This window comes from Paludibacter jiangxiensis (assembly GCF_001618385.1).
Taxonomy (GTDB): Bacteria; Bacteroidota; Bacteroidia; order Bacteroidales; family Paludibacteraceae; genus Microbacter; species Microbacter jiangxiensis.
The window spans coordinates 1,121,695-1,142,793 of the sequence record NZ_BDCR01000001.1; the positions used below are offsets into that span (position 1 = coordinate 1,121,695).

At 43.8% G+C, this 21,099-nt stretch carries 17 protein-coding genes; 6 read left to right on the top strand and 11 right to left on the bottom strand.

Going from position 1 to position 21,099, the window contains the following annotated elements:
• Nucleotides 1-22 precede the first annotated feature (22 nt).
• Nucleotides 23-2,485 carry a phenylalanine--tRNA ligase subunit beta gene (pheT, locus tag PJIAN_RS04210; RefSeq protein WP_068702304.1) on the bottom strand — a complete coding sequence of 821 codons (2,463 nt, stop codon included), beginning with the start codon at nucleotides 2,483-2,485 and terminating at the stop codon, nucleotides 23-25.
• Nucleotides 2,486-2,795: 310 nt separating this feature from the next.
• Between pheT and dut the strand changes: the two genes are divergently transcribed.
• The 4 genes from dut to PJIAN_RS04235 all read left to right on the top strand — a co-directional run bounded on the left by dut (nucleotide 2,796) and on the right by PJIAN_RS04235 (nucleotide 7,360).
• Nucleotides 2,796-3,230, top strand: a complete 435-nt coding sequence (gene dut / locus PJIAN_RS04220) for a dUTP diphosphatase (protein ID WP_068702745.1) — start codon at nucleotides 2,796-2,798, stop codon at nucleotides 3,228-3,230.
• Nucleotides 3,231-3,310: 80 nt separating this feature from the next.
• Nucleotides 3,311-4,081, top strand: coding sequence for a 3-deoxy-manno-octulosonate cytidylyltransferase (gene kdsB, locus PJIAN_RS04225; RefSeq protein WP_068702307.1), 771 nt, complete (start codon nucleotides 3,311-3,313; stop codon nucleotides 4,079-4,081).
• Nucleotides 4,082-4,147: 66 nt separating this feature from the next.
• Nucleotides 4,148-5,491, top strand: a complete 1,344-nt coding sequence (purB, locus tag PJIAN_RS04230) for an adenylosuccinate lyase (protein WP_068702309.1) — start codon at nucleotides 4,148-4,150, stop codon at nucleotides 5,489-5,491.
• 30 nt (nucleotides 5,492-5,521) lie between these two features.
• Nucleotides 5,522-7,360 (top strand): ABC transporter ATP-binding protein, encoded by a 1,839-nt coding sequence (locus PJIAN_RS04235; RefSeq protein ID WP_068702311.1) that lies wholly within the window; start codon nucleotides 5,522-5,524, stop codon nucleotides 7,358-7,360.
• 127 nt (nucleotides 7,361-7,487) lie between these two features.
• Here the strand turns inward: PJIAN_RS04235 and PJIAN_RS04240 are convergent, their stop codons facing one another.
• From PJIAN_RS04240 to PJIAN_RS04270, 7 genes are all read right to left on the bottom strand, one after another.
• Nucleotides 7,488-9,926 (bottom strand): TonB-dependent receptor, encoded by a 2,439-nt coding sequence (locus tag PJIAN_RS04240; protein WP_068702313.1) that lies wholly within the window; start codon nucleotides 9,924-9,926, stop codon nucleotides 7,488-7,490.
• Between the two features lie 334 nt (nucleotides 9,927-10,260).
• Nucleotides 10,261-10,920 carry a hypothetical protein gene (locus PJIAN_RS04245; RefSeq protein WP_068702315.1) on the bottom strand — a complete coding sequence of 220 codons (660 nt, stop codon included), beginning with the start codon at nucleotides 10,918-10,920 and terminating at the stop codon, nucleotides 10,261-10,263.
• A gap of 65 nt (nucleotides 10,921-10,985) precedes the next feature.
• The gene (locus tag PJIAN_RS04250) at nucleotides 10,986-11,375 is read right to left on the bottom strand and encodes a GntR family transcriptional regulator (protein ID WP_068702317.1); all 390 of its coding nucleotides are present in this window, start codon (nucleotides 11,373-11,375) and stop codon (nucleotides 10,986-10,988) included.
• 3 nt (nucleotides 11,376-11,378) lie between these two features.
• Nucleotides 11,379-12,152 carry a hypothetical protein gene (locus tag PJIAN_RS04255; RefSeq protein WP_068702319.1) on the bottom strand — a complete coding sequence of 258 codons (774 nt, stop codon included), beginning with the start codon at nucleotides 12,150-12,152 and terminating at the stop codon, nucleotides 11,379-11,381.
• A 7-nt stretch (nucleotides 12,153-12,159) separates the two neighbouring features.
• Nucleotides 12,160-12,999: an ABC transporter ATP-binding protein gene (locus PJIAN_RS04260; protein ID WP_068702321.1), complete on the bottom strand. Its 840-nt coding sequence runs from the start codon at nucleotides 12,997-12,999 to the stop codon at nucleotides 12,160-12,162.
• Between the two features lie 184 nt (nucleotides 13,000-13,183).
• A complete protein-coding gene (locus PJIAN_RS04265) occupies nucleotides 13,184-14,011 on the bottom strand; it encodes a cell division ATP-binding protein FtsE (RefSeq protein ID WP_084252252.1) in 828 nt (275 codons plus the stop codon).
• Between the two features lie 23 nt (nucleotides 14,012-14,034).
• Nucleotides 14,035-15,471 (bottom strand): monomeric [FeFe] hydrogenase, encoded by a 1,437-nt coding sequence (locus PJIAN_RS04270; RefSeq protein WP_068702324.1) that lies wholly within the window; start codon nucleotides 15,469-15,471, stop codon nucleotides 14,035-14,037.
• A gap of 227 nt (nucleotides 15,472-15,698) precedes the next feature.
• Here PJIAN_RS04270 and PJIAN_RS04275 point away from each other — a divergent pair, with 227 nt between their 5' ends.
• Complete coding sequence (locus tag PJIAN_RS04275; protein WP_068702326.1) at nucleotides 15,699-16,637, top strand: CPBP family intramembrane glutamic endopeptidase; 939 nt, start codon at nucleotides 15,699-15,701, stop codon at nucleotides 16,635-16,637.
• A 97-nt stretch (nucleotides 16,638-16,734) separates the two neighbouring features.
• The gene (locus PJIAN_RS04280) at nucleotides 16,735-17,418 is read left to right on the top strand and encodes a ComF family protein (protein WP_068702328.1); all 684 of its coding nucleotides are present in this window, start codon (nucleotides 16,735-16,737) and stop codon (nucleotides 17,416-17,418) included.
• Nucleotides 17,419-17,423: 5 nt separating this feature from the next.
• On the opposite strand, the gene PJIAN_RS04285 is transcribed toward PJIAN_RS04280, so the two are convergent.
• Genes PJIAN_RS04285 through ftsH form a run of 3 tightly spaced genes read right to left on the bottom strand, consistent with a single transcriptional unit; the run spans nucleotide 17,424 to nucleotide 21,080 of the window.
• Nucleotides 17,424-18,098, bottom strand: a complete 675-nt coding sequence (locus PJIAN_RS04285; protein ID WP_236714363.1) for a phosphatidylserine decarboxylase family protein — start codon at nucleotides 18,096-18,098, stop codon at nucleotides 17,424-17,426.
• A gap of 54 nt (nucleotides 18,099-18,152) precedes the next feature.
• The gene (locus PJIAN_RS04290) at nucleotides 18,153-18,980 is read right to left on the bottom strand and encodes a phosphatidate cytidylyltransferase (protein WP_084252253.1); all 828 of its coding nucleotides are present in this window, start codon (nucleotides 18,978-18,980) and stop codon (nucleotides 18,153-18,155) included.
• Between the two features lie 27 nt (nucleotides 18,981-19,007).
• Entirely contained in the window at nucleotides 19,008-21,080 is a 2,073-nt protein-coding gene (ftsH, locus tag PJIAN_RS04295; RefSeq protein WP_084252254.1) for an ATP-dependent zinc metalloprotease FtsH, read from the bottom strand.
• Between the last annotated feature and the right edge of the window lie 19 nt (nucleotides 21,081-21,099).

Sequence of the window (21,099 nt, forward strand, 5' to 3'; positions counted from 1 at the left end):
TTTGCTCTTGGTTTAGTGTGGATTACCGCAATTTAGCGCCCAGTTTTTCTTCAAACTGTTTGATAAGTTTTTGCATAATGCCGTCAATTTGCTTATCGTTCAGGGTTTTTGCATCATCCTGCAAGGTAAAGCTGACAGCATACGATTTTTTGCCGGCTTCCAGATTTTTGCCTTCATACACGTCGAACAACTGTACTTTTCTCAACAGGTTCTTTTCTGTTGCATAAGCCAGCTTTTCGATTTCGGCAAAGGAAATGTTTTTATCAATTAATAGTGCAAGGTCGCGTTTTACTTCCGGGAATTTTGATATTTCGCTGAAAGATACCTTGTTGCGTGTACTTTCAATCAGCAGGTTGTTCCAGTTCAAATCGGCGAAGAAGACAGGCACGTCGATATCGAGTGTTTTCAACTGTTTCTTGGCAACGCTGCCCAGAATAACCAGCTGTTTTCCTTGTTTTGTTTTGATAACCAAAGCTTCGGCAAACAGATCATTGGTTGTTTCTGATTCGGCAACCAGCTTCTGAAGGTTGACTCCCAGACGGCGCAGAATGTTCAGCACATATCCTTTCAGTTCGAAAACAGATGTCTTCTCGTCAGCGCGAACCCAGCTTTGAGCTGTTTTGTTGCCTGTAAGCCACAATCCGAGGTGCATATCTTCGGAGTAAGCCGCTAGCGGTTTGCCCTCTTCTTTCTTTTCTCCGTTGAAATAGTAGCAGTTGCCAAATTCGTAAAATTTCAGATCCTGATTTTTACGGTTCACGTTGTAGGCAACGCTTTCCAAACCACCGAACAGCAATGTTTGACGCATGGCATTAAGATCGGCACTGAGCGGGTTCATCATCATCACCAGATTGGCTGCGGGGAACGAACTCAATGTTTCGTAGTAACCGGCTTTGGTGAGCGAGTTGTTCAGTATTTCGTTGAAACCGCATCCGGTGAGCTGTTCCGAAATAAGGTTTTGCAGTTTGTGACTGTCGGGTTTCGACGAGTAGCTGATCGACGATTTTACCGATTCGCCCGGCAAAACGTTGTTGTAGCCATAAATGCGCAGAATATCTTCGATTACATCCACGTCACGTTGAACATCCACGCGATAGGTCGGAACGAGCAGTTTCATGCCTTCCGCTGTTTCGCTGGCAATTTCTATTTCGAGGTGATGCAGGATAGTTTTGATTGCCTCTTTTTCGATCTCTTTGCCAATCAGACTGTTGATTTTGTCGAAGGTAATGTCTACTTCGAACGGTTTGATTGGGGTGGGGTAGATATCGACGATGTCGCTGGAGATAGTGCCTCCGGCCAGTTCTTTAATCAACAAAGCCGCACGTTTCAGCACGTACACATTGTTGTTGGGATCGCAACCGCGTTCGAAACGGAACGATGAGTCGGTGTTCAACCCATGGCGGCGGGCCGTTTTGCGTACCCAAACCGGATTGAAGTAAGCGCTTTCGAGAAACACGTTGGTAGTATTGTCCGAAACGCCAGAGTCGAGACCGCCGAATACGCCGGCAATACACATGCCGCCGTTTGCGTCGCAAATCATCAGGTCTTTGTCGCTGAGGCTGCGTTCGGCTTCGTCGAGTGTGGTGAATTTAGTGCCTTCGGGCAATGTTTTTACAATCACCTGTTTGCCTGCAATTTTATCGGCATCGAATGAGTGAAGTGGTTGTCCTGTCTCGTGGAGAATGAAATTGGTAATATCGACCACGTTGTTGATGGGACGCAAACCGATCGCTTTCAGATAATTTTGCAACCATTCGGGCGATTCTTTGATGGTAACACCGGAAATACTTACACCGGCGTAACGGGGGCAAGCTTCGCTGTTTTCAACTGTTACGCTTACAGGTAGATTATGATATTCAACGGCAAATGCGTCTACCGAGGGTTTTACTAAAGTGCCTTTCAACCCGTTTGCGGCCAGATAAGCAGCCAGGTCGCGGGCTACACCGAAGTGAGAAGCGGCATCCACACGGTTGGGCGTGATATCGACTTCCAGCACGTAGTCGTCTTTGACGTTGTAATATTCTTTGGCGGGCGTTCCTACAACTGCGTCGGCAGGCAAAACGATGATGCCGTCGTGGCTTGTACCGATGCCGATTTCATCTTCGGCACAGATCATGCCGAACGACTCTTCGCCGCGGATCTTGGAGCGTTTGATGGTGAACGATTCGTCGCCCGAATAAAGTACGGTGCCGATAGTGGCAACCACAACTTTCTGTCCAGCAGCCACATTAGGCGCTCCGCAAACGATTTTCAGAGGTTCAGCGGCACCCACGTTGACCGTGGTGACGTGCAGGTGGTCGGAATTCGGGTGTTCGATGCAGGTGAGCACTTCGCCGATAACCAGCCCTTCGAGGCCGCCTTTGATGGTTTGCACTTTTTCAATGCCACCGGTTTCGAGACCTATGGATGTTAACGCTTTGGATAACTCTTCGGGAGTTAAATCAGTATCAATGTATTGTTTTAGCCAGTTGTAAGAAATGTTCATTGCAAAAACTATGCTTATAAATGTGGTTTATTTCTCATTATATCAAACGAATAGTGTTTTTCTTAGAGAAATAAAAGGTGATTTGTGATTTTTTTAAATGGAACTGCAAATGTACATTTTTTGCACTAAAAACCGGAAGATTTTGTGTGAAAAACGCTGACAAATACGATTTTGGTGAGTTTAGCCTCTGTTTTTTCATTGCTTTTTTACTGTTTACTGGTTTGGCTGCGATGCTATAAGTCAATGAATTGTCGTTCATATGCAAAAAAACTTGTATCTTCGTAGCATAATATCGCATCATACTAACTCTATGCAAATTAAGATCGTAAACCAATCAAAACATCCTCTTCCTCAGTATGCTACCTCTCTTTCGGCGGGAGTCGACCTCCGGGCCAATTTAGCAGAGCCGGTTACAATGTTGCCTCTGGAACGCAAAATGATTCCTACCGGGTTGTTCATTGAATTGCCCGAAGGTTATGAGGCGCAGATTCGTCCGCGCAGTGGACTGGCGATCAAGAAAGGGATTACCGTATTGAACTCCCCGGGTACGATCGATGCCGATTATCGTGGCGAGATTTGTGTGATTCTGATTAATCTCTCGAACGAACCGTTTGTAATCGAAGACGGCGAGCGTATCTGCCAGATGGTCATTGCAGCTCACGGACAAGCCGAATGGATCGAAGCCGAAGAGCTTTCGGAAACCGATCGTGGCGCCGGAGGTTTCGGACATACCGGGAAACACTAAAAAATTCCAGAATTTAAAAGTCCCACAATTCCAGAAAAGCTTAGTTCGTTTGGAATGTTGGAATACTGAACTTTGAAATTATGAATTTATCTTTCATCGGAATCATTCCGGCGCGATACGCTTCCACGCGTTTCCCGGGCAAGCCGCTTGCCGACATCGCCGGTAAAAGCATGATTCAACGGGTGTACGAGCAAGCATCCAAAGCACTTGATACGGTGGTGGTGGCTACCGACGACCAACGGATCTACGATGCTGTACAGGCATTTGGCGGAAAGGTCGCAATGACTTCCGACCAGCACAAAAGCGGTACCGACCGTTGCTACGAAGCGCTGACCAAAGCGGAAGGCAACTTTGACGTGGTAATCAATATTCAGGGCGACGAACCGTTTGTAAAACCCGAACAAATCGCGGAACTGAAAGCTTGCTTCGATGATGCCTCGACGCAGATTGCCACGTTGGTGAAACCTTTCTCGGCTGATGACGATTTTGAGGTGCTGTTCAACGCCAATTCGCCGAAGGTGGTTTTCAATGCTAACCGCGAAGCTCTCTATTTCAGTCGCTCCATTATTCCTTATTATCGCAATGCAGCCCACACCGAATGGCTGAAGAAGCAAACTTATTATAAACATATCGGTATGTATGCCTATCGCGCGCAGGTGTTGGGCGAAATTACCAAGTTGCCGCAATCGCCGCTCGAACTGGCCGAATCGCTCGAACAACTCCGCTGGCTTGAAAACGGCTACCGGATCAAGATCGGCATCACCGACACCGAAACCATTGCCATCGATACTCCCGAGGATCTGAAACGGGCAAATGAATGGTTTTTGGATAGAGCAAAGAGTAAAGAGTAAAGAGCAAAGACCCATCGTTTGTCTGCATTTAACTTCAATCTTAAATGACTAAATTGTAAATATAAAATGACATTATCTCCTCTTTTTGCCATCTCTCCTGTTGATGGCCGTTATCGTTCGAAAGCAGGATCGTATGCTGCTTATTTCTCTGAGTATGCCCTGATTCGTTACCGTGTTCGGGTAGAAGTAGAATATTTTATCGCGCTTTGCAAATTGCCGCTGGAACAGTTGAAGGATGTTGATGCTTCCGTTTTTCCTGCGTTGCAAAAAATATACACCGACTTTACCGAAGAGGATGCGCAACGCATCAAAACCATCGAGCAGACTACCAACCACGACGTGAAAGCGGTAGAATATTTTCTGAAAGAAAAATTCGATCTGTTGGGTTTGCAGGATCACAAAGAGTTTATCCACTTCGGACTGACTTCGCAGGACATCAACAATACATCGGTGCCACTTTCGGTAAAAGAAGCACTCGAAAACGTTTTTTATCCCGAAGCCGAAAAGGTGGTGGCTACGCTGCAAAAGATGGCTGACGACTGGAAAGATATTTCGATGCTGGCCAAGACTCACGGTCAACCGGCATCGCCTACACGTCTGGGCAAAGAGATCATGGTATTTGTGTACCGCCTCGAAGAACAGTTGAAGCAGTTGAAGGCTGTGCCTTTGTCTGCTAAGTTCGGTGGTGCAACCGGTAATCTCAACGCTCACCACGTGGCCTATCCGCATCACGACTGGAAAGCTTTCGGTAATCAGTTCGTGAGCGAATCGCTCGGTTTGCAGCGCGAACAGTGGACAACTCAAATCTCCAACTACGATAATCTGGCAGCCGTGTTCGACGGTGTGAAACGCTTCAATACCATTTTGCTTGACCTGTGTCGCGACATCTGGACTTACGTTTCGATGGAGTATTTCAAACAACGCATCAAAGCAGGAGAAGTAGGTTCGTCGGCTATGCCGCACAAGGTGAACCCGATCGACTTTGAAAATGCAGAAGGTAACCTCGGTATAGCCAATGCCATTCTGGAACATTTGTCGGCAAAATTGCCGGTTTCTCGTTTGCAGCGTGACCTGACCGACTCTACGGTCTTGCGTAATGTGGGTGTGCCTTTTGCTCATTCGATGATTGCAACTCAAAGCATCCTGAAAGGGTTGGGCAAACTATTGCTGAACGAAGATGCACTTCACCGCGATTTGGAACACAACTGGGCGGTAGTAGCCGAAGGTATCCAGACTATTCTGCGCCGCGAGGCTTATCCATCACCTTACGAAGCGTTGAAAGCACTTACCCGTACCAACGAAGCCATTACCGAAAGTTCTATCAAGGCGTTTATTGAAACGCTTGACGTGAGCGAAGCCGTGAAGAATGAGTTGCGGGCCATTACCCCGTTCAATTACACCGGAATATAATTCTGACTGTCAAATACAAACAATACATCTGTGAATAAATTTCTTCAAATACTTATCCGGTTTATACCCCCGTATAAGAAATATGTGGTGGGTAGTATCGGAAGTAACTTTCTTTCGGCACTGTTTACTCTGTTTTCTTTCGGTGCAATTATTCCTATCCTGCAAATTCTCTTCGGGATCGAAAGCGCTACTTATTCTTACAAGGAATGGAGTTTTAGTAATTCCATGAGCGAAATAGGATCAGCGCTGAAGAATAACGTTTTTTGGTATATCTCGGATACAATTCAGAGACAGGGAGCTATTACTACACTTGCTTTTCTGGGCTTGTTCTTAATCATCGCAACGATGCTGAAGACTGGTTTTTCGTTTTTGGCAAGTTACTATACGGTGCCTATTCGGACAGGGGTTTTGCGTGATTTACGCCGCGATATTTATGCCAAGATTCTGAGTTTGCCCATCGGTTTCTTTTCCGAAGAACGCAAAGGAGATATTATGTCGCGTATGACAGGTGACGTGGGCGAAATCGAGAATTCGGTTATCAGCTCGCTCGACATGATATTTAAGAATCCTATTCTGATTCTCGTCTATGTTGTTACTCTGTTTTCTCTCAGCTGGGAGTTAACCCTTTTTGTAATGGTGCTGTTGCCTATTAGTGGTTATTTTATTGGGATGGTTGGAAAGAAATTGAAGACCAGATCGCTGGTAGGACAACAACAATTGGGGCAGCTGCTGTCGCAAATAGAAGAAACTCTTGGTGGTCTGCGTATTATCAAAGCGTTCAATGCTGAAAATAAGGTGAAAGCACGGTTTGCTCAGATCAACGAAGCGTTGCGGCATACCAACCTTCGTATCAACAGTCGCTATTTATTGGCACACCCCATGAGCGAATTTTTGGGAACTGTAGTGATTGCCATCCTCCTTTGGTTCGGTGGTATGTTGATCTTAACGCATCACAGCAATATTACGGCACCTACTTTTATTTACTATTTGGTTGTTTTTTATAGCATTATCAATCCGGCAAAAGATCTTTCGAAAGCGGTTTATAGTATTCAAAAGGGACTTGCATCGCTGGAGCGTGTGGATAAAATCCTCAAAGCTGAAAACACGATGAAGGAAGCAACCGAACCTAAGAAGCTGGATGCATTTCGAGATAAGATCGAGTATAAAAATGTATGGTTTAAGTATAAAAACGACTGGGTTCTTCAGGAGATTAATGTTACTGTAGAAAAAGGAAAAACTGTAGCATTGGTTGGGCAGTCGGGTTCCGGTAAATCTACTTTCGTCGACCTTTTGCCCCGTTTTTATGATGTGGATAAGGGCGATATCCTTATTGACGGAATAAACATTAAAGATACCAGTTTGCATAACCTGCGGGCTCTGATGGGTAATGTTAATCAGGAAGCTATTCTGTTTAACGATACTTTCTTCAACAACATTACGTTCGGTGTGGAGAATGCCACCATGGAGCAGGTGATAGAAGCGGCCAGAATTGCCAATGCGCATGAATTTATTATGGCTACAGAAAAAGGCTATGATACCAACATTGGCGATCGGGGAGGCCGGCTTTCCGGAGGACAGCGTCAGCGGGTGAGTATCGCCCGCGCGATTTTGAAAAACCCACCCATTCTCATTTTGGATGAAGCGACTTCAGCGTTAGATACCGAATCGGAACGCCTGGTGCAGGATGCCATCGAGAACCTGATGAAGAACCGTACCTCCATCGTGATTGCTCACCGCTTGTCAACTATCAAACGAGCCGACGAAATTTGCGTGATGCACGAGGGGCGCATCGTAGAGCGTGGAAAGCACGATGATCTGATTGCCCTCGACGGTTATTACAAGAAACTTTGCGACATGCAGTCGTTCTAATGATACAAAACAGAAAAGAGATGGTTTTAACCATCTCTTTTCTGTTTTTGCCGGTTTGTACGCCTGCGGCATTCTTTGGGTATTGCATTTGTAAAGCCGCATTGTAATGCGGCTATCAGGTTGCGTGTCAATTTCCTCCGCCACTACTGCTGCCGCCACTTTTCACGTCATCGTTTTGGATGCCCCGGCGGGCTTTCTTAACGTCCATTCCCATTTTTCCAAAATTGTAGGTTACGCTGCATCGCAGGCTTCTGCTCGGATAGGTCGATTCACTGTGTTGCGTGTAGTTGGGATCGTTGTAGTTAGAGGAATATATCTGCGTTTTTTTGAAGGGATTCGATACCGACAGGTTTACCGACATTTTCTTGTCGAAGAACATTTGCGACATGCTGATGCCACTGTAAGAATAGGTAGACGATTTTCCCTGCAACATAATGCTCGGAGAGTAAATTCCTCCGTTGAAACTGATAGAGTTGCCTTTCCACAGTACAAAGCGCGCTCCCAGATAGTTGCTGTAGGTGTAACCTTTGCTGGTGATGGAGTAACCATTGTTGGCTTGCATTTTGGTATAGCGTCCGCCGCCATTGTAATAAATATTGAACTTCTCACTGGGGCGAAACGACACGTAAACGTTCAGGCCGACATTCATATCGGTACCGATATTTTTGTAGGTAGTCGATTTTATTCCGTCCGAATTAATAGTGGATAGACTTTCGATGGAGTTGTTGGTGAAGGCTCCTCTACCGGTGAGGCTGAAATTGAATTTCGGGGTGAATGCGCTGTATCCCAATTCGAATGAGTGTGCAATCTCCGACTTAAGGTGAGGATTACCGAAAGAGATATTTTGAGGGTCGGTAGTGTTTACATATGGATTCAGGTACCAGATGCCGGGGCGATAGAGCCGCTGGGTATAGGACGCTTTAATGTTTTTCCCTGGTTTTAACTGGTAGTTGAGCGTAACGTAAGGAACTACATTTTGAAGGTGATTGTTGAATTTGGTTTCTGTGGCAGACGTAGAGGTCGCGTTGTTCCACGTGAACTCGGTTCTGACTCCTCCTTTGGCGGTCAACGTTTTTAGTTTTAATACATAACCACCATATGCTCCGAGTATATACTGGTTGTAATCCAGTTCATTACTTTTGGCCTGATTGTAATCCCAATTGCTGGTCTGCAAGTTGAACAGGTAGGTATCCGAATTGCTGTCGTTCTGGCGGTAAATGGCCTTGACTCCGCATTCCACCTGATGTTTTGGCGATAACGGATCGTAATAGTCCACCTGAAGAGTTTGCTCCCGAGTCAAAGCGTCGGTTACGGAGCGCTGCGAATAGGGCGAATAGTTGAAGGTGTTTACAATGTCCGATTCGTAGTTTGATTTGTTCGGATTATTGTCGAGCTTGTAGGATACGGTGAATGTTTTTTCCGGTTTTTTGAAACTGCGCTGATAATCTATATTGCCCGATAGTGTGTTATAGTTGGTTTTGCCGTTATTCACATTGTCGAAATATTGCGAACGGGCGTTATTGATATCAAGCACATTGGTTGATGAAAGCGACTTGGAACGGTAGTCGTATCCGTATCCCCAAAACGATGTGCTGATCAGATTCAGTGAATCGATGTCATAACTTGCTTCTCCCGAGAAATTGCTCGATGATCCGTTGTAAGTCGAATTCCCTGCTGAGTTGGTGGTGCGATAGGTGTCGCTTATAAAATTCGTTCTGTCGGAGGTATATTTGTTTTCTGGGTCTTTAAAATGATTGTACGAATACCTTCCCGAGAAGCTGAATTTGTTGACTTTTGTTGCCAGATAGAGGCCTCCATTGTATCCGCCTCTGGAGTCGAATCCGGCATTGATACTTCCGTTGTACCCGGCCATTTTTTTCTGGGTGGTGATGATATTGATAATACCCCCTACGCCTTCGGCATCGTATTTCGATGAGGGATTGGTGATGACTTCAATATCTTTGATACTATTTGCCGGAAGACTTTTGAGAATATCCTTCAGGTTGTTCGACATCATGGAAGAGCTTTTGCCATTCACCAGCACTTTGAAGTTGGATTGACCGTTGAGTGAAATGTTATCTTCGGAGTCGACCGTAATCAGCGGTATTTTGCGAAGCATCTCCAGTACGTTGGAGGTCTTTGATTCCGGGTCGGCCTCCACGCTATAGGTCAGTTTATCCGGGTCTACCTTTACCAACGGTTTTTGGGCTACGATTGAAACTTCTTTCATTACAACCCCTTCTTCCATTGCAACTTTGCCGACATCAGTTTTGGCTTCGGTAACGTTGGCTACCACTTTTGCCTCCTTGAATCCCATGAATGACAAAACTACCGTGTATTTGCGTTTCTCTTTTACGGCAAACGAAAACTTTCCATTGACGTCGCTGCTGATCTTTTTTAAAACTTTTGCGCTGTCATTTTGTAACGTAACGGTAGCATACGGAATAGTTTTCCCGTTGGAGGCTTCTACTGCCTGTCCGGCAATTTGGTACGGTAGATTCTTGTTTTCGGCATGTAGCATCAGGGCTCCGAAAAACAAGCAAAGAAGGGTGATTTTTTTATACATGGATTGATTTAATAAATGAACAAAAATCATTTAACAGACTCTGTGCAAACCTACGACAATTTCGTATTTGCACAACGACGGCGATTTTAATTTAAATATTTTTATTTGTTATGTTTTATATTAAAATGGAAGGTCTCCTCATCAATGCGGGCTTGTGTATGAAAGGAGAAATGAATGGAATAAGGAATTTTAAAAAGAAGGAATGCTGTAAATGTTATTTTAATTCACGAATCGGATAAAATTTCGGGGCTGTTACGCCCCGAAATGATGATTTGTATTGCCTTTCAGCAATTGTTCTACTACTCAGAAAGAGATTTTGGGGAAGTGTGTGAGTTTATTTCTTTTGAGCTATCCCCTCTAAGGCGTTGCCAAAAAGCTCGATTCGGGAATCCGGCGTGACGGTTTGAAAGATTTCACGGATATTGATTCCGGAAGAAAAAGTTCCTCCCTGAAGTGCAAGATTAAGCTTGTTGATCCGATTGTCTTTCTCAATGCTTATTTGTCCATGATTACTCGCGGATGCGTTCAAAAAGTTGATTGTAGAATTGCGAATAACTATTTTACCGGGTTCTTTGATAACATTCAATTTTAATGAATCCAGGTTGAAGCCTGATAGCTTGCAAGATACTCTGCTGATAATAATTTGTTTGACTTTTGGAATAACTAATACGCCTTTGGCATTATCCTGTAGGCGAACTACTAACCCGGAGTCGGTTGTCTGCCAGTGTATATTGGGTTCTCCTTGAAGCATCAGTATGTTGTTTTTTCCTTGTATGACAGAGAAAATTGTGTCACCTGTCCAGATATTGACGCTGTCAGGGGCCAAAATATACACTCGGTCTACCGTTTTATTGAGGTTGTGCTTGGTGAAATTGCGATAGGGATTATTCCAGTCTGTCTGGTCATACATTTTCTTTATTCCGGCAGCATTGATCGCAAAGCCAATTATAAACACCACTATGGTGCTTATTATGATGATATTACTTGTTTTCATTAATATGTAATTTTATAAGACTAATTGAGCACTTACATGTCAGATTCTCATTCTGTTTGGGAAGGCTAAGAGTTCTTTTTTGTTTCATTCTGGAATTCGACTCTGAATTTTTCGAAACGAGCCGTTACTTCTTTGAAATCGATTTCAAGCAAGAGAATCGTCTTGAAAATCTCGGGTAGGGTATTCTCCAAAAAAGGATCTTGCAAGGTCTCCATCACTTTTTGCCTGGCATTGGCCGCAATGAAATAACCTATTCCCCGCCGGTTGTAGATGATCTCTTTTTGTTCCAAATACTCGTAGGTGCGGATTACCGTGTTGGGATTTACTTCCAGTTCGATCGCCATTTCCCGGGTCGACGGAATTTTATCTTCTTCTTTGAAGATTCCCTGCAGAATTTTCTCGCACACTCTGTCGGCTATCTGGATGTATATCGAATGTTTATCCTTGAATTCCATAGGTCAGAGTTGTTTTTCTTTTATCTTGAAATAGAGTGCAAACCAATAGACATAGATCAGATAACTCGGCAGATAGGGAATCCCTTTGTAGACCATTTGACCGTATTCGTGGTTTCTCACGTAAGAAATAGTATCGAAGCTACCGTTTCTGAATCCTTCGATGGGAAGAATCCAGTTGAAAGTCAGCCCGGGAAGAGCATAAAAGAATAGAAAGAACAGGATGATGATTGCAATAGAGGTTTTAACAATGGCATATCGTTGGAAGGTGTGCATGCCAAGCAATATGAGCGCTTGCAAAGTGAGAAACACAAGAATGGCATCTTTCATGGCAGATACTTCTTCCTTTGTAAATAGGGTGGTGGTTGTATGGAAGAATGAGTCGTACGTGGACTGCATTACCGGAACTGATATGGACAATGCAGCACCAAATGCAATTAACATTACCGGAACCATGAACAGAAAAGTGGCAGCCAGTTTCTCAAGAGTGCTTGTCGGTTGGGTATAGTAAGCAATTTGCTTGGTATGTGTACTGATGGTTCGGAAATAGGCCAGTAAAATAAAGGCCGCGCAGATACCTAACGAAAAAATAAAGGTCACTTCGATATTGAAATGAAAGCGAGGTGATTTATAGTTTATATCCCAATTGTTATTTTGGTATAAGACAAAAAAATCAAATGCAACAAGGACAACGAATGACCCTACAAACAGCAGGTAATTTTCTAGCCACTGCTTACGAACAAGCAATGCAAATCTTTTGGCAGAAAAAATATTATTCATCTTCTGATTAGTTTAAATTAAATAAGTGGTTTATTTTTTCGGGACAGTGTTGTACTCCGTTGAATAACAATTCCATGTCGAGCTGGGAATCTTCTTGCTCTGCATTTTTAAGCAGAATGTTGTGTCCTTTCAACGAACTTTCGGAGTAGATAATTCCCTGATCGTTGGCGACTGTTTGTACGGTTTTGAAACAGAGTTTTTGAGTAATTACCCCAACATTTTCATTCAGAAGAATACGATTGTTGTGCAGGATAACCAAATGATCGATCAGGGTTTCCAGATCGCGAACCTGATGGGTGGAGATGATGATGCACTTGTCTTCGTTAGCAATAGAGGCCATGATTCGGCGGAACTGCCTTTTGGAAGGTATATCCAATCCGTTGGTAGGTTCGTCGAAAAGAAGAAGTTTGGTATTTGTGGCAATTCCGAACCCTATCATCACCTTCTTTTTTTCTCCGTACGACAGAGAACGCAGTCGGTTGTCAGGATTGATTTCAAACTCGTCGAGGTAACGGTGAAATTGGTTGAGGTCGAATGCCGGATAAAAAGGAGCATTCAGGCTAACGAATTTGTTGATACGCATGTCGGGCATATAAAACTCTTCCGGCAGAAAGAACAGTTCGCGCATCAGTGACGGACTTTTACGAGCGGCTTTTTCTCCCAGAGTAGTACATGATCCTGAGTATGGGGCTACCAACCCGCACATCATTTTGAGCAGTGTGGTTTTACCTGCTCCGTTTTTGCCAAGAAGGCCATAGATGGAACCCGGTTCGAGTGTCAGATTTAAATTGCTGAACACCTCCTTTTTCTTCGAATAGGCAAAGCTTACATCATTTAAGGTTATCATTTTCTATTTATTTAGTGTTCTACATAACTAATACACTGCAAATGTAATGGCTTTGTTGATGATTTCCAAATATTTTCAGCAAAAAATTAGGATTGTGTTGTAATTTAATTGATAATCAGATATATAAAAATAAAAATCCCGAAACCATCGGGCTTCGGGATTATCAAATATATCTTTTTTGAATTTATTCTTCAGTCTTTTCAGGAGTCTCGGTAGTTGCTTCATCGCCTGCATCTTCTCCCATTTCGGCATTCAAATCGGCAATAACCTTCGGGAGTTCTTCTGCCGGAACGTTTATTTCCTCAATTTCTGATGAGGCTGATGGTTCATCGCTATCGTGTTTGTCTTCTTTCAGATGTTCCGTCACACAATGGAAAACACGTCCGGGAAACTCTTCCACCCAGCGCAGATTATGTGTCGCAATAATTACAGCGGTACCGGCTTTGTGGATTTCATAGAGCAGTGAAATTAATTCATGTCCGTTTTCACTGTCGAGATTTCCGGTTGGCTCGTCTGCCAGAATCAGTTCGGGAGAGTTGAGCAGTGCTCTGGCAATTGCAATACGCTGTTGTTCGCCGCCCGATAACTGGTGCATCCATCTTTTGGCTTTCCGCTCCATACCTACTTGCTCCAGAACCTCAATGACCTGATTCTCGATTGCTTCCTTGTTTTTCCATCCGGTAGCTTTCAGTACAAAAGAGAGATTATCAAACACGTTTCTGTCTGGCAGGAGTTGAAAATCCTGAAAAATGATACCTATTTTTCTTCTTAGGAAAGGAATCTGAGTCCGTTTTATTTTACGCAGGTCATAGTCGAATATGCGGGCTTCTCCGGATTCTACAGGTATTTCTGCGTAAAGTGACTTTAGGAATGAACTTTTTCCGCTACCGACTTTGCCGAGAAGATAAATAAAATCACCCGGAGCAACCTTCAAATCTACGCTGCTCAGTACAGTTACATCATCATGACAAATATCAACGTCTTTGTACGAAATAAGTTCTTTGGATTCCATTTCTGATATTGATTTATAAGCAATTATTCTTTGATTTCTTCCATTGCTTTCTGGAAAATTCTGCGGCTCTTCGAACCGTCAATTTTGCCCGAAGGGCCGGTGATACATCCATCTTCGCAGGCCATTACTTCTATGAAGTTTCCAGGAGCTTTTCCTTTGGCAAAAGCACGTAACAAAGCTACATTTTTTTTGTCAATATTGGCGACTAAAACGGGTTTTATCGATACGTCGGGATACATTCCCTGTACGGCAGCGGCTACTCCGCCTGAGCGTGCAAAGCCTTTACCCGGTTTGGGAGCATCACAGCACATGGCGCCGTCGCCTGATGGGGTAATTTCAATTTCCAATCCTTCAAATACAGAATCAAGCTCCTCAAATGTCCAAACATAGTCAACGCTTTTGTTGTTGAACATCTCTTTGCGTTTGGCTACGCACGGCCCGATGAATACGATCTTTGCATCCGGATATTTCTGGCGCACGATTTCTGCCGTGTAGTACATGGGCGATTTTGTCGTGGAGACAAAAGGCTTCATCTCGGGCACGTGCTTGTTGACCAATTCGGTGTATGCAGGACAACAGGAAGTGGTCATGAATTGCTGGCCTTCTTCCAGTTTCTCGCGTAATTCTTCGCCTTCGTTGCGGGTAGTAACCATAGCTCCGTGTGCCACTTCTTCCACCGCATGAAATCCGATAGATTTGATGGCTTCGAAAATGTCGGCTATCGGGTTGGCATATTGCGACATGACAGATGGGGCTGGTATAGCCACAACCTGAGTGCCGTTTTTGATGGCTGTCAGCACATCGAAAATTTCGGAGACTTCAAAGACGGACCCGAAAGGACAGGCATTTATGCACTTGCCGCAATAGATGCACTTGGTTTCGTCAATTTTCTCAATCCCGTTTTCATCCTTTGAGATGGCCTTAACCGGACACACTTCTTCGCAAGGAATGGGTATATAGACAATAGAGTGGTAGGGGCATGCTTCTTTGCAGATGCCACAACTGATACATTTTGAATTTTCAATACTTGCCTGGCCGTTTTCCCGGAAAGCGATTGCTCCTTTCGGGCAATTCATTGCACATGGACGGGCAACACATCCGCGACAAAGGTTGGAAACCACATAGTTAACTTTAACACACGATGTACATGCTTCGTCGACAACAGTGAGTATTCGTGGGTTTTGAGTACGGGGAGCCAATGCTTCACGGGCGTAATCCGACAGAGGTTTCAGTTCATCTTCTTCCTGATCGATGCCAAAACCGAGGATAGGCAGCATCTTGTATTTGATGACAGCGCGTTCTTTGTGAATACAGCAACGACCTTTAGCGATGCCGTGTTTGGGAGACATTTCAAGGGGAATACGGTCGATGCTCTCGATCATTTTGTTTTCTTTCCAGAGTTTTACAAGTCTGGATATGAGCACCCTACGTACAATCATCGTGTTATTTGCAAATGCCATTTATCAAAAATATTTGTGTGATTTTTTCTTTGTGATGTCTAATTTGGGTGTGCTAAAAGGATAGTTTAAGGTTGCACGGAGAGAGTTCTGATTTCGAATTGCAAAGGTAATACTTTTCGTTTAATTACGGGAAATGAAAAATTATCTTGCGTTCGAAAGCTTTTAATTGTCGTTTTTCAGTTGTTATTTTGATGAGAAAGAGATACTTTTGTTAAAAAAACGGTTTCATGTCAAATGTAAATAATTACACGGATCAACAGATCGGGAAGAAGCTTTTTGTACTTATCGGTAGCTCTGTCGGCCTCACATTGTTGGCGAGTTTGGTTATGTCGGTCATTTTGTTGTTTAAGACGATGGCAAACGGAGGCGACCTGACTGAAATTACACCCGATATTACATTCCTGAAAATTTCTCAGCTGATAGTAACTGTTGTTACTTTTTTTGTGCCTGTTTTGCTTCTGTCGAAGATAAGCAGGGTTAAAAGTAAGATTTTTGTGCGGGCCGACAAGCGGTTATCACCTGTTATGGTCATGCTTGCCGTTTTGTTGATGATTGCCATACAACCTTTAATGAATGCGACTGCCGATTGGTTTTCCAACTGGTCGTTGCCTTCTTCGTTATCCTGGCTTGAGCATTGGCTGAAGAATATGGAAAAACAAAACCTTGAGTTGGTTCAACGGTTTTTGGATGTGAATTCGGCTGGAGGTTTGCTCTTTAATATTCTGGTAGTGGCTATTGCACCGGCCATTTGCGAAGAATTCTTTTTTCGGGGAGGTTTGCAGCAGGTTTTCAATATGCGGATGAATAAACATGTTGCTATATGGTTAGCTGCTGCGGTGTTTAGTGCCGTACATATGGAAGTCAGCGGATTTCTTCCCCGGATGGTACTTGGTGCGAGTTTTGGATATTTGTTTATCTGGACCGGCTCAATCTGGGCGCCGGTGATTGCTCACTTTGTCAACAACCTTTGCGGGGTGTTTACGGAATATTTGATATTCAATCACATGATTGATAAACATATTGAGAAGGTCGGAACCGGAGATACTCTTTGGGCAACAGTGCTGGGTTCGGTGGTTTTCCTCGCTTCTTTGTGGTTTATCTATCGACTAAATAAGAGGGATATTTCTGAATCGAATCCTGATCAGGAAATGCTTTCCGGCAATTGATGAAGCGGAAATGTTACCGTTCTATGCGGTTGTCTCGAATATGATTTAACGCTAAATAATCAATATAATATCTGCGGCAAAAACCACTTATCGATACATGAAGCTTCTGCAACATTTGGTGAATCTTATTTTTCCTAATCTCTGTCTGGCATGTAACGAAAGCCTTTTTGGCGGGGAAGAATCAGTGTGTTTGTCCTGCCTGACGGATTTACCATACACTAACTTTCATCTTCGGCAAGCTAACGATATTGAAAAGAGGTTTTGGGGAAAATTTCCGGTTGAAAACGCAACATCGCTGTACTTTTATAAGAAAGCAACTACCGGACAACATTTACTTCATGCATTAAAATACCGAGGAGAAAAACAACTTGGTATAATACTCGGTCGACAATTGGGGAGCAATCTCAGGCAATCGTCATTTTACGAAGATGTTGACATGATTGTACCGGTTCCGCTTCATCCCCAAAAGTACCGTAAGAGAGGCTACAATCAAAGCGAATGTATATGCGAGGGTATTTCGGAAGCCATGCAGATTCCCGTTGATTCTTCAAACCTCGTCAGACTAATTGAAAATCCAACACAAACCCGTAAAGGTGTTTACGAGCGTTGGGAAAATACAAAGGGAATCTTTGGGCTGGTAGACGTTTCCGTATTTGCCGGGAAGCATATTTTGCTTGTGGACGATGTGCTGACCACAGGATCAACTCTTGAAGCGTGTGCCTCAGCACTTTTACAAGCCGAAAATATCAAAATAAGCGTGGCGACGATTGCTGTAGCCTGACGATTTTATTCGTTAAGGCGGGCAATGATTGTTTCGTTACCAACCGTTTTTTCTCCGTGAGTTACGTAAACTTCGGCGTCCAGCGGCAAAAAGATGTCGACACGTGAACCGAATTTGATAAATCCGAGATGTTCATTGAGGTGACATGCTTTGCTGGGTACGGCATAAGTTACAATACGACGGGCAAGTAATCCGGCAATCTGGCGCACCAAAACCTGAGTCTTCATTGGCGACTCTATCACTACGGTTGTACGTTCGTTTTCGGTGCTCGACTTAGGAAGATAAGCCGCAAGGTAACGGCCATTATGATGTTTGGTATATTTCACCGTGCCGGCAATAGGATACCAGTTGGCATGTACGTTGAATACCGACATGAAAATGGATATCTGTATGCGTTTATCTTTGAAATATTCGTGTTCAACCGTAGGTTCCACTACCACGACAGTACCATCGGCCGGTGCAATAATAAGGCTGGGGTCGTCAATATCCCCGGGACGGGACGGGTTGCGGAAAAAATAGGTAAAGAACATGAACGTTACCAGAGAAAGCAGAATATTCACAAACCATATGAGTTGGGAAAATTCGAAATACACCATCAGGTTTATAACGACCAGTATTACAAATACTCCCAATAATATCCACCGTCCTTCTTTATGAATTTTCATTCTCCCTTTCTTCATTGTTTTTTAGCGCTTTTCGTTTATAATTAAACGGGTAATTTTTAGTCTGAATGATTAAATGAAGCAGCTCTCACCTATGAGAATTGCAAGATAAATTAAGATAACCGGGGTGGCAAACAGTAAGCTGTCGAAACGGTCGAGCATTCCGCCATGACCCGGTAGTATATTTCCCGAATCTTTTATGTTGAATGTGCGTTTAAGCAATGATTCGGCCAAATCTCCGAATGTCCCGAACACAACCACCAGGGCCGCAAATCCAATCCATCCAAAGACCGGCAAAGATGAGAAAAAATGTGCAAATATCAAAGCTGCCACACAAGCCGCTAAAAAACCTCCGATTGCACCTTCCCACGATTTCTTGGGAGAAATACGTTCAAACAGCCGATGTTTTCCTAGCGTGACGCCAAAAAGATATGCTCCCGAATCGTACGTCCAGATTAGCACAAACAGCGCTAAAAGGAATTCCGGTTCAAAGGAGTGGTTCAGTATATTCAGCATCGAAAACGGAACAACCACATAAATTTGACCGAGAAAGAAATAAGCCCAATTGTGTAAGGAATTTCCATCTTTTCTGAATAATTCATAGATAACAATGCCAAAGCAAAAGAGCACATAAACCGCCAGGCAAATTATCCCAATTTGAGCAGAAAACTGATTCCAAAGCAATGTGGAAAGATACAGAAATGCACTTGCTAACGTGGCAAATTGTCTGTTTATCTGAGCGTTGCCTTTTGTATTGATTAACGTGTAAAGTTCCCACTGAGTGAGAACGGTGACCCAGAAAAACAAGCTTGCAAAAGCAATTTTACCCAATAAAATAGATCCGACGATAGCACCAACAAAAAGGACTCCTGTGATTGCTCGCTGTATTAGATTCTTCATTTCAAGTACATTTCGTATATGCTACCGTTAAGCAAGTTCTTCTTCTTGTTCGGAAGTAGTTGTTGGTTCACTTTCATTTTGGGGCTCATCTACAACAGGCTGTTCGGTAGGTTCTTCTGTCATATTTTCAGACCCTGTTTCGGACATCAGTTCTTCTGCGCGCGAAGTCCATGGGCGTTTCCCGAAAATTCGTTCTACATCTTCTGTGAAAATCACTTCCTGATCGATCAGTAATTCTGCCAGTTGGTGATGCCCTTCTACGTGTTCCTTTAGAATGGCTTTAGCTCTTTCAAACTGTTCGTTGACGATGTTTTTAGCTTCGGCATCAATCAAATCGGCAGTTCTGTCGCTGTATGGTTTTGTAAAGCCATATTCGTAAGAACCTGTTGAGTCATAGAAACTGATGTTTGAGAGTTTGTCGCTCATGCCGTAATAAGCAACCATGGCGTAAGCCTGTTTGGTAACACGTTCCAAATCATTCAATGCACCGGTCGAAGGCGTTTCAAAGAAAAGTTCTTCTGCTGCGCGTCCGCCCAACGTAGCACACATTTCGTCCAGAATATGTTCTTTGGTGGTCAGTTTGCGTTCTTCCGGTAGATACCATGCAGCACCTAATGCTTCGCCGCGGGGAACGATTGTCACTTTTACCAGCGGGTTCGCATAACGTAACATCCAGCTAACGGTAGCGTGACCGGCTTCGTGGAAAGCAATCGATTTTTTCTCAGCCAGCGTGGTAAGCGTGGTTTTTCTTTCCAATCCACCCACGATGCGGTCGACGGCATCTACGAAATCTTGCTTTTCAACAATTGTTTTATTCTTACGTGCAGCAATCAAAGCTGCTTCGTTACAAACATTGGCAATATCTGCTCCCGAAAAACCGGGAGTTTGGCGTGCCAGAAAATCGATATCCAGAGCCGGGTCGATTTTAATGGGACGCAGGTGTACCTTGAAAATAGCAATACGTTCGTGCAGGTCGGGCAGTTCTACATGAATCTGTCTGTCAAAACGTCCAGCACGAAGCAAAGCTTTGTCCAGAATATCGGCACGGTTAGTGGCAGCCAGAATAATGACACCGCTGTTTGATCCGAAACCGTCCATTTCCGTCAATAACTGGTTCAACGTATTTTCGCGTTCGTCATTAGCACCCATATTTGGGTTTTTCCCGCGGGCACGTCCTACGGCATCAATTTCATCAATGAAAATAATGCACGGTGCTTTTTCTTTTGCCTGACGGAAAAGGTCTCGCACACGTGATGCTCCTACACCAACGAACATTTCCACGAAATCGGAACCTGACATGGAGAAGAACGGTACGTCAGCTTCACCAGCCACCGCTTTTGCCAAAAGCGTTTTACCGGTACCCGGAGGGCCTACAAGTAAAGCTCCTTTGGGAATCTTACCTCCCAGTTCGGTATATTTTGATGGGTTTTTCAGGAATGCTACAATTTCTTCCACTTCCTGTTTGGCGCCGTCAAGTCCGGCAACGTCTTTGAAGGTTACTTTCAGATCGCCGTTGGTTTTGTCAAACAGCTGAGCCTTGGATTTTCCCACAGAGAAAATATTGCCGGGGCCGCCACCTGATCCGCCGCTCATCCGTCGCGACAGAAATACAAAGAAAGCAATCATCAGAACAATGGGCAGAATAGAATAAAGGAAAGTATTGAAGTAATCATTTTCCTTCTGATAGAACACCTTTCCTGTAAATTGTTTGTTTTCTCTTACCTGAGAAAGAAAACGCTGTGTCTCTTCTACAGATCCGAACTTAACCGTGATGACGGGGTTTTGCTGAAATTTTGCAGAGTCGTTTCCAAATACAGGGGTCATGCTCCCTTTCTTGATATTCACCAGAGCATAGTTCTGATTGGATACGACCGTTATCTTGTCAACATAGTTGCTCTTAACATAGCCTTCAAAATCGGAAAACGAGACTTCTTTGGTGTTCCCGGTTTGGGCAAAGAAGGTCATACCTACCAAAACTATACCAATGAGGGCATAGATCCAGTAGAGGTAATTCTGGCGGTTATTTTGACGTTTCCGCTGAGGATTCCCTGAATCCTGATTTTGAGAACGCTTGAAGTTATTGCTTGAATCTGGTTCCATATATAATTAATGTATAGAC

Excerpts from the sequence above, each read along its gene's own strand:
- pheT (WP_068702304.1), bottom strand. The coding sequence starts at position 2,485 with ATGAACATTTCTTACAACTGGCTAAAACAATACATTGATACTGATTTA.
- dut (WP_068702745.1), top strand. The coding sequence starts at position 2,796 with ATGCAAATTAAGATCGTAAACCAATCAAAACATCCTCTTCCTCAGTAT.
- kdsB (WP_068702307.1), top strand. The coding sequence starts at position 3,311 with ATGAATTTATCTTTCATCGGAATCATTCCGGCGCGATACGCTTCCACG.
- purB (WP_068702309.1), top strand. The coding sequence starts at position 4,148 with ATGACATTATCTCCTCTTTTTGCCATCTCTCCTGTTGATGGCCGTTAT.
- PJIAN_RS04240 (WP_068702313.1), bottom strand. The coding sequence starts at position 9,926 with ATGTATAAAAAAATCACCCTTCTTTGCTTGTTTTTCGGAGCCCTGATG.
- PJIAN_RS04245 (WP_068702315.1), bottom strand. The coding sequence starts at position 10,920 with ATGAAAACAAGTAATATCATCATAATAAGCACCATAGTGGTGTTTATA.
- PJIAN_RS04250 (WP_068702317.1), bottom strand. The coding sequence starts at position 11,375 with ATGGAATTCAAGGATAAACATTCGATATACATCCAGATAGCCGACAGA.
- PJIAN_RS04255 (WP_068702319.1), bottom strand. The coding sequence starts at position 12,152 with ATGAATAATATTTTTTCTGCCAAAAGATTTGCATTGCTTGTTCGTAAG.
- PJIAN_RS04260 (WP_068702321.1), bottom strand. The coding sequence starts at position 12,999 with ATGATAACCTTAAATGATGTAAGCTTTGCCTATTCGAAGAAAAAGGAG.
- PJIAN_RS04265 (WP_084252252.1), bottom strand. The coding sequence starts at position 14,011 with ATGGAATCCAAAGAACTTATTTCGTACAAAGACGTTGATATTTGTCAT.
- PJIAN_RS04270 (WP_068702324.1), bottom strand. The coding sequence starts at position 15,471 with ATGGCATTTGCAAATAACACGATGATTGTACGTAGGGTGCTCATATCC.
- PJIAN_RS04275 (WP_068702326.1), top strand. The coding sequence starts at position 15,699 with ATGTCAAATGTAAATAATTACACGGATCAACAGATCGGGAAGAAGCTT.
- PJIAN_RS04280 (WP_068702328.1), top strand. The coding sequence starts at position 16,735 with ATGAAGCTTCTGCAACATTTGGTGAATCTTATTTTTCCTAATCTCTGT.
- PJIAN_RS04285 (WP_236714363.1), bottom strand. The coding sequence starts at position 18,098 with ATGAAGAAAGGGAGAATGAAAATTCATAAAGAAGGACGGTGGATATTA.
- PJIAN_RS04290 (WP_084252253.1), bottom strand. The coding sequence starts at position 18,980 with ATGAAGAATCTAATACAGCGAGCAATCACAGGAGTCCTTTTTGTTGGT.
- ftsH (WP_084252254.1), bottom strand. The coding sequence starts at position 21,080 with ATGGAACCAGATTCAAGCAATAACTTCAAGCGTTCTCAAAATCAGGAT.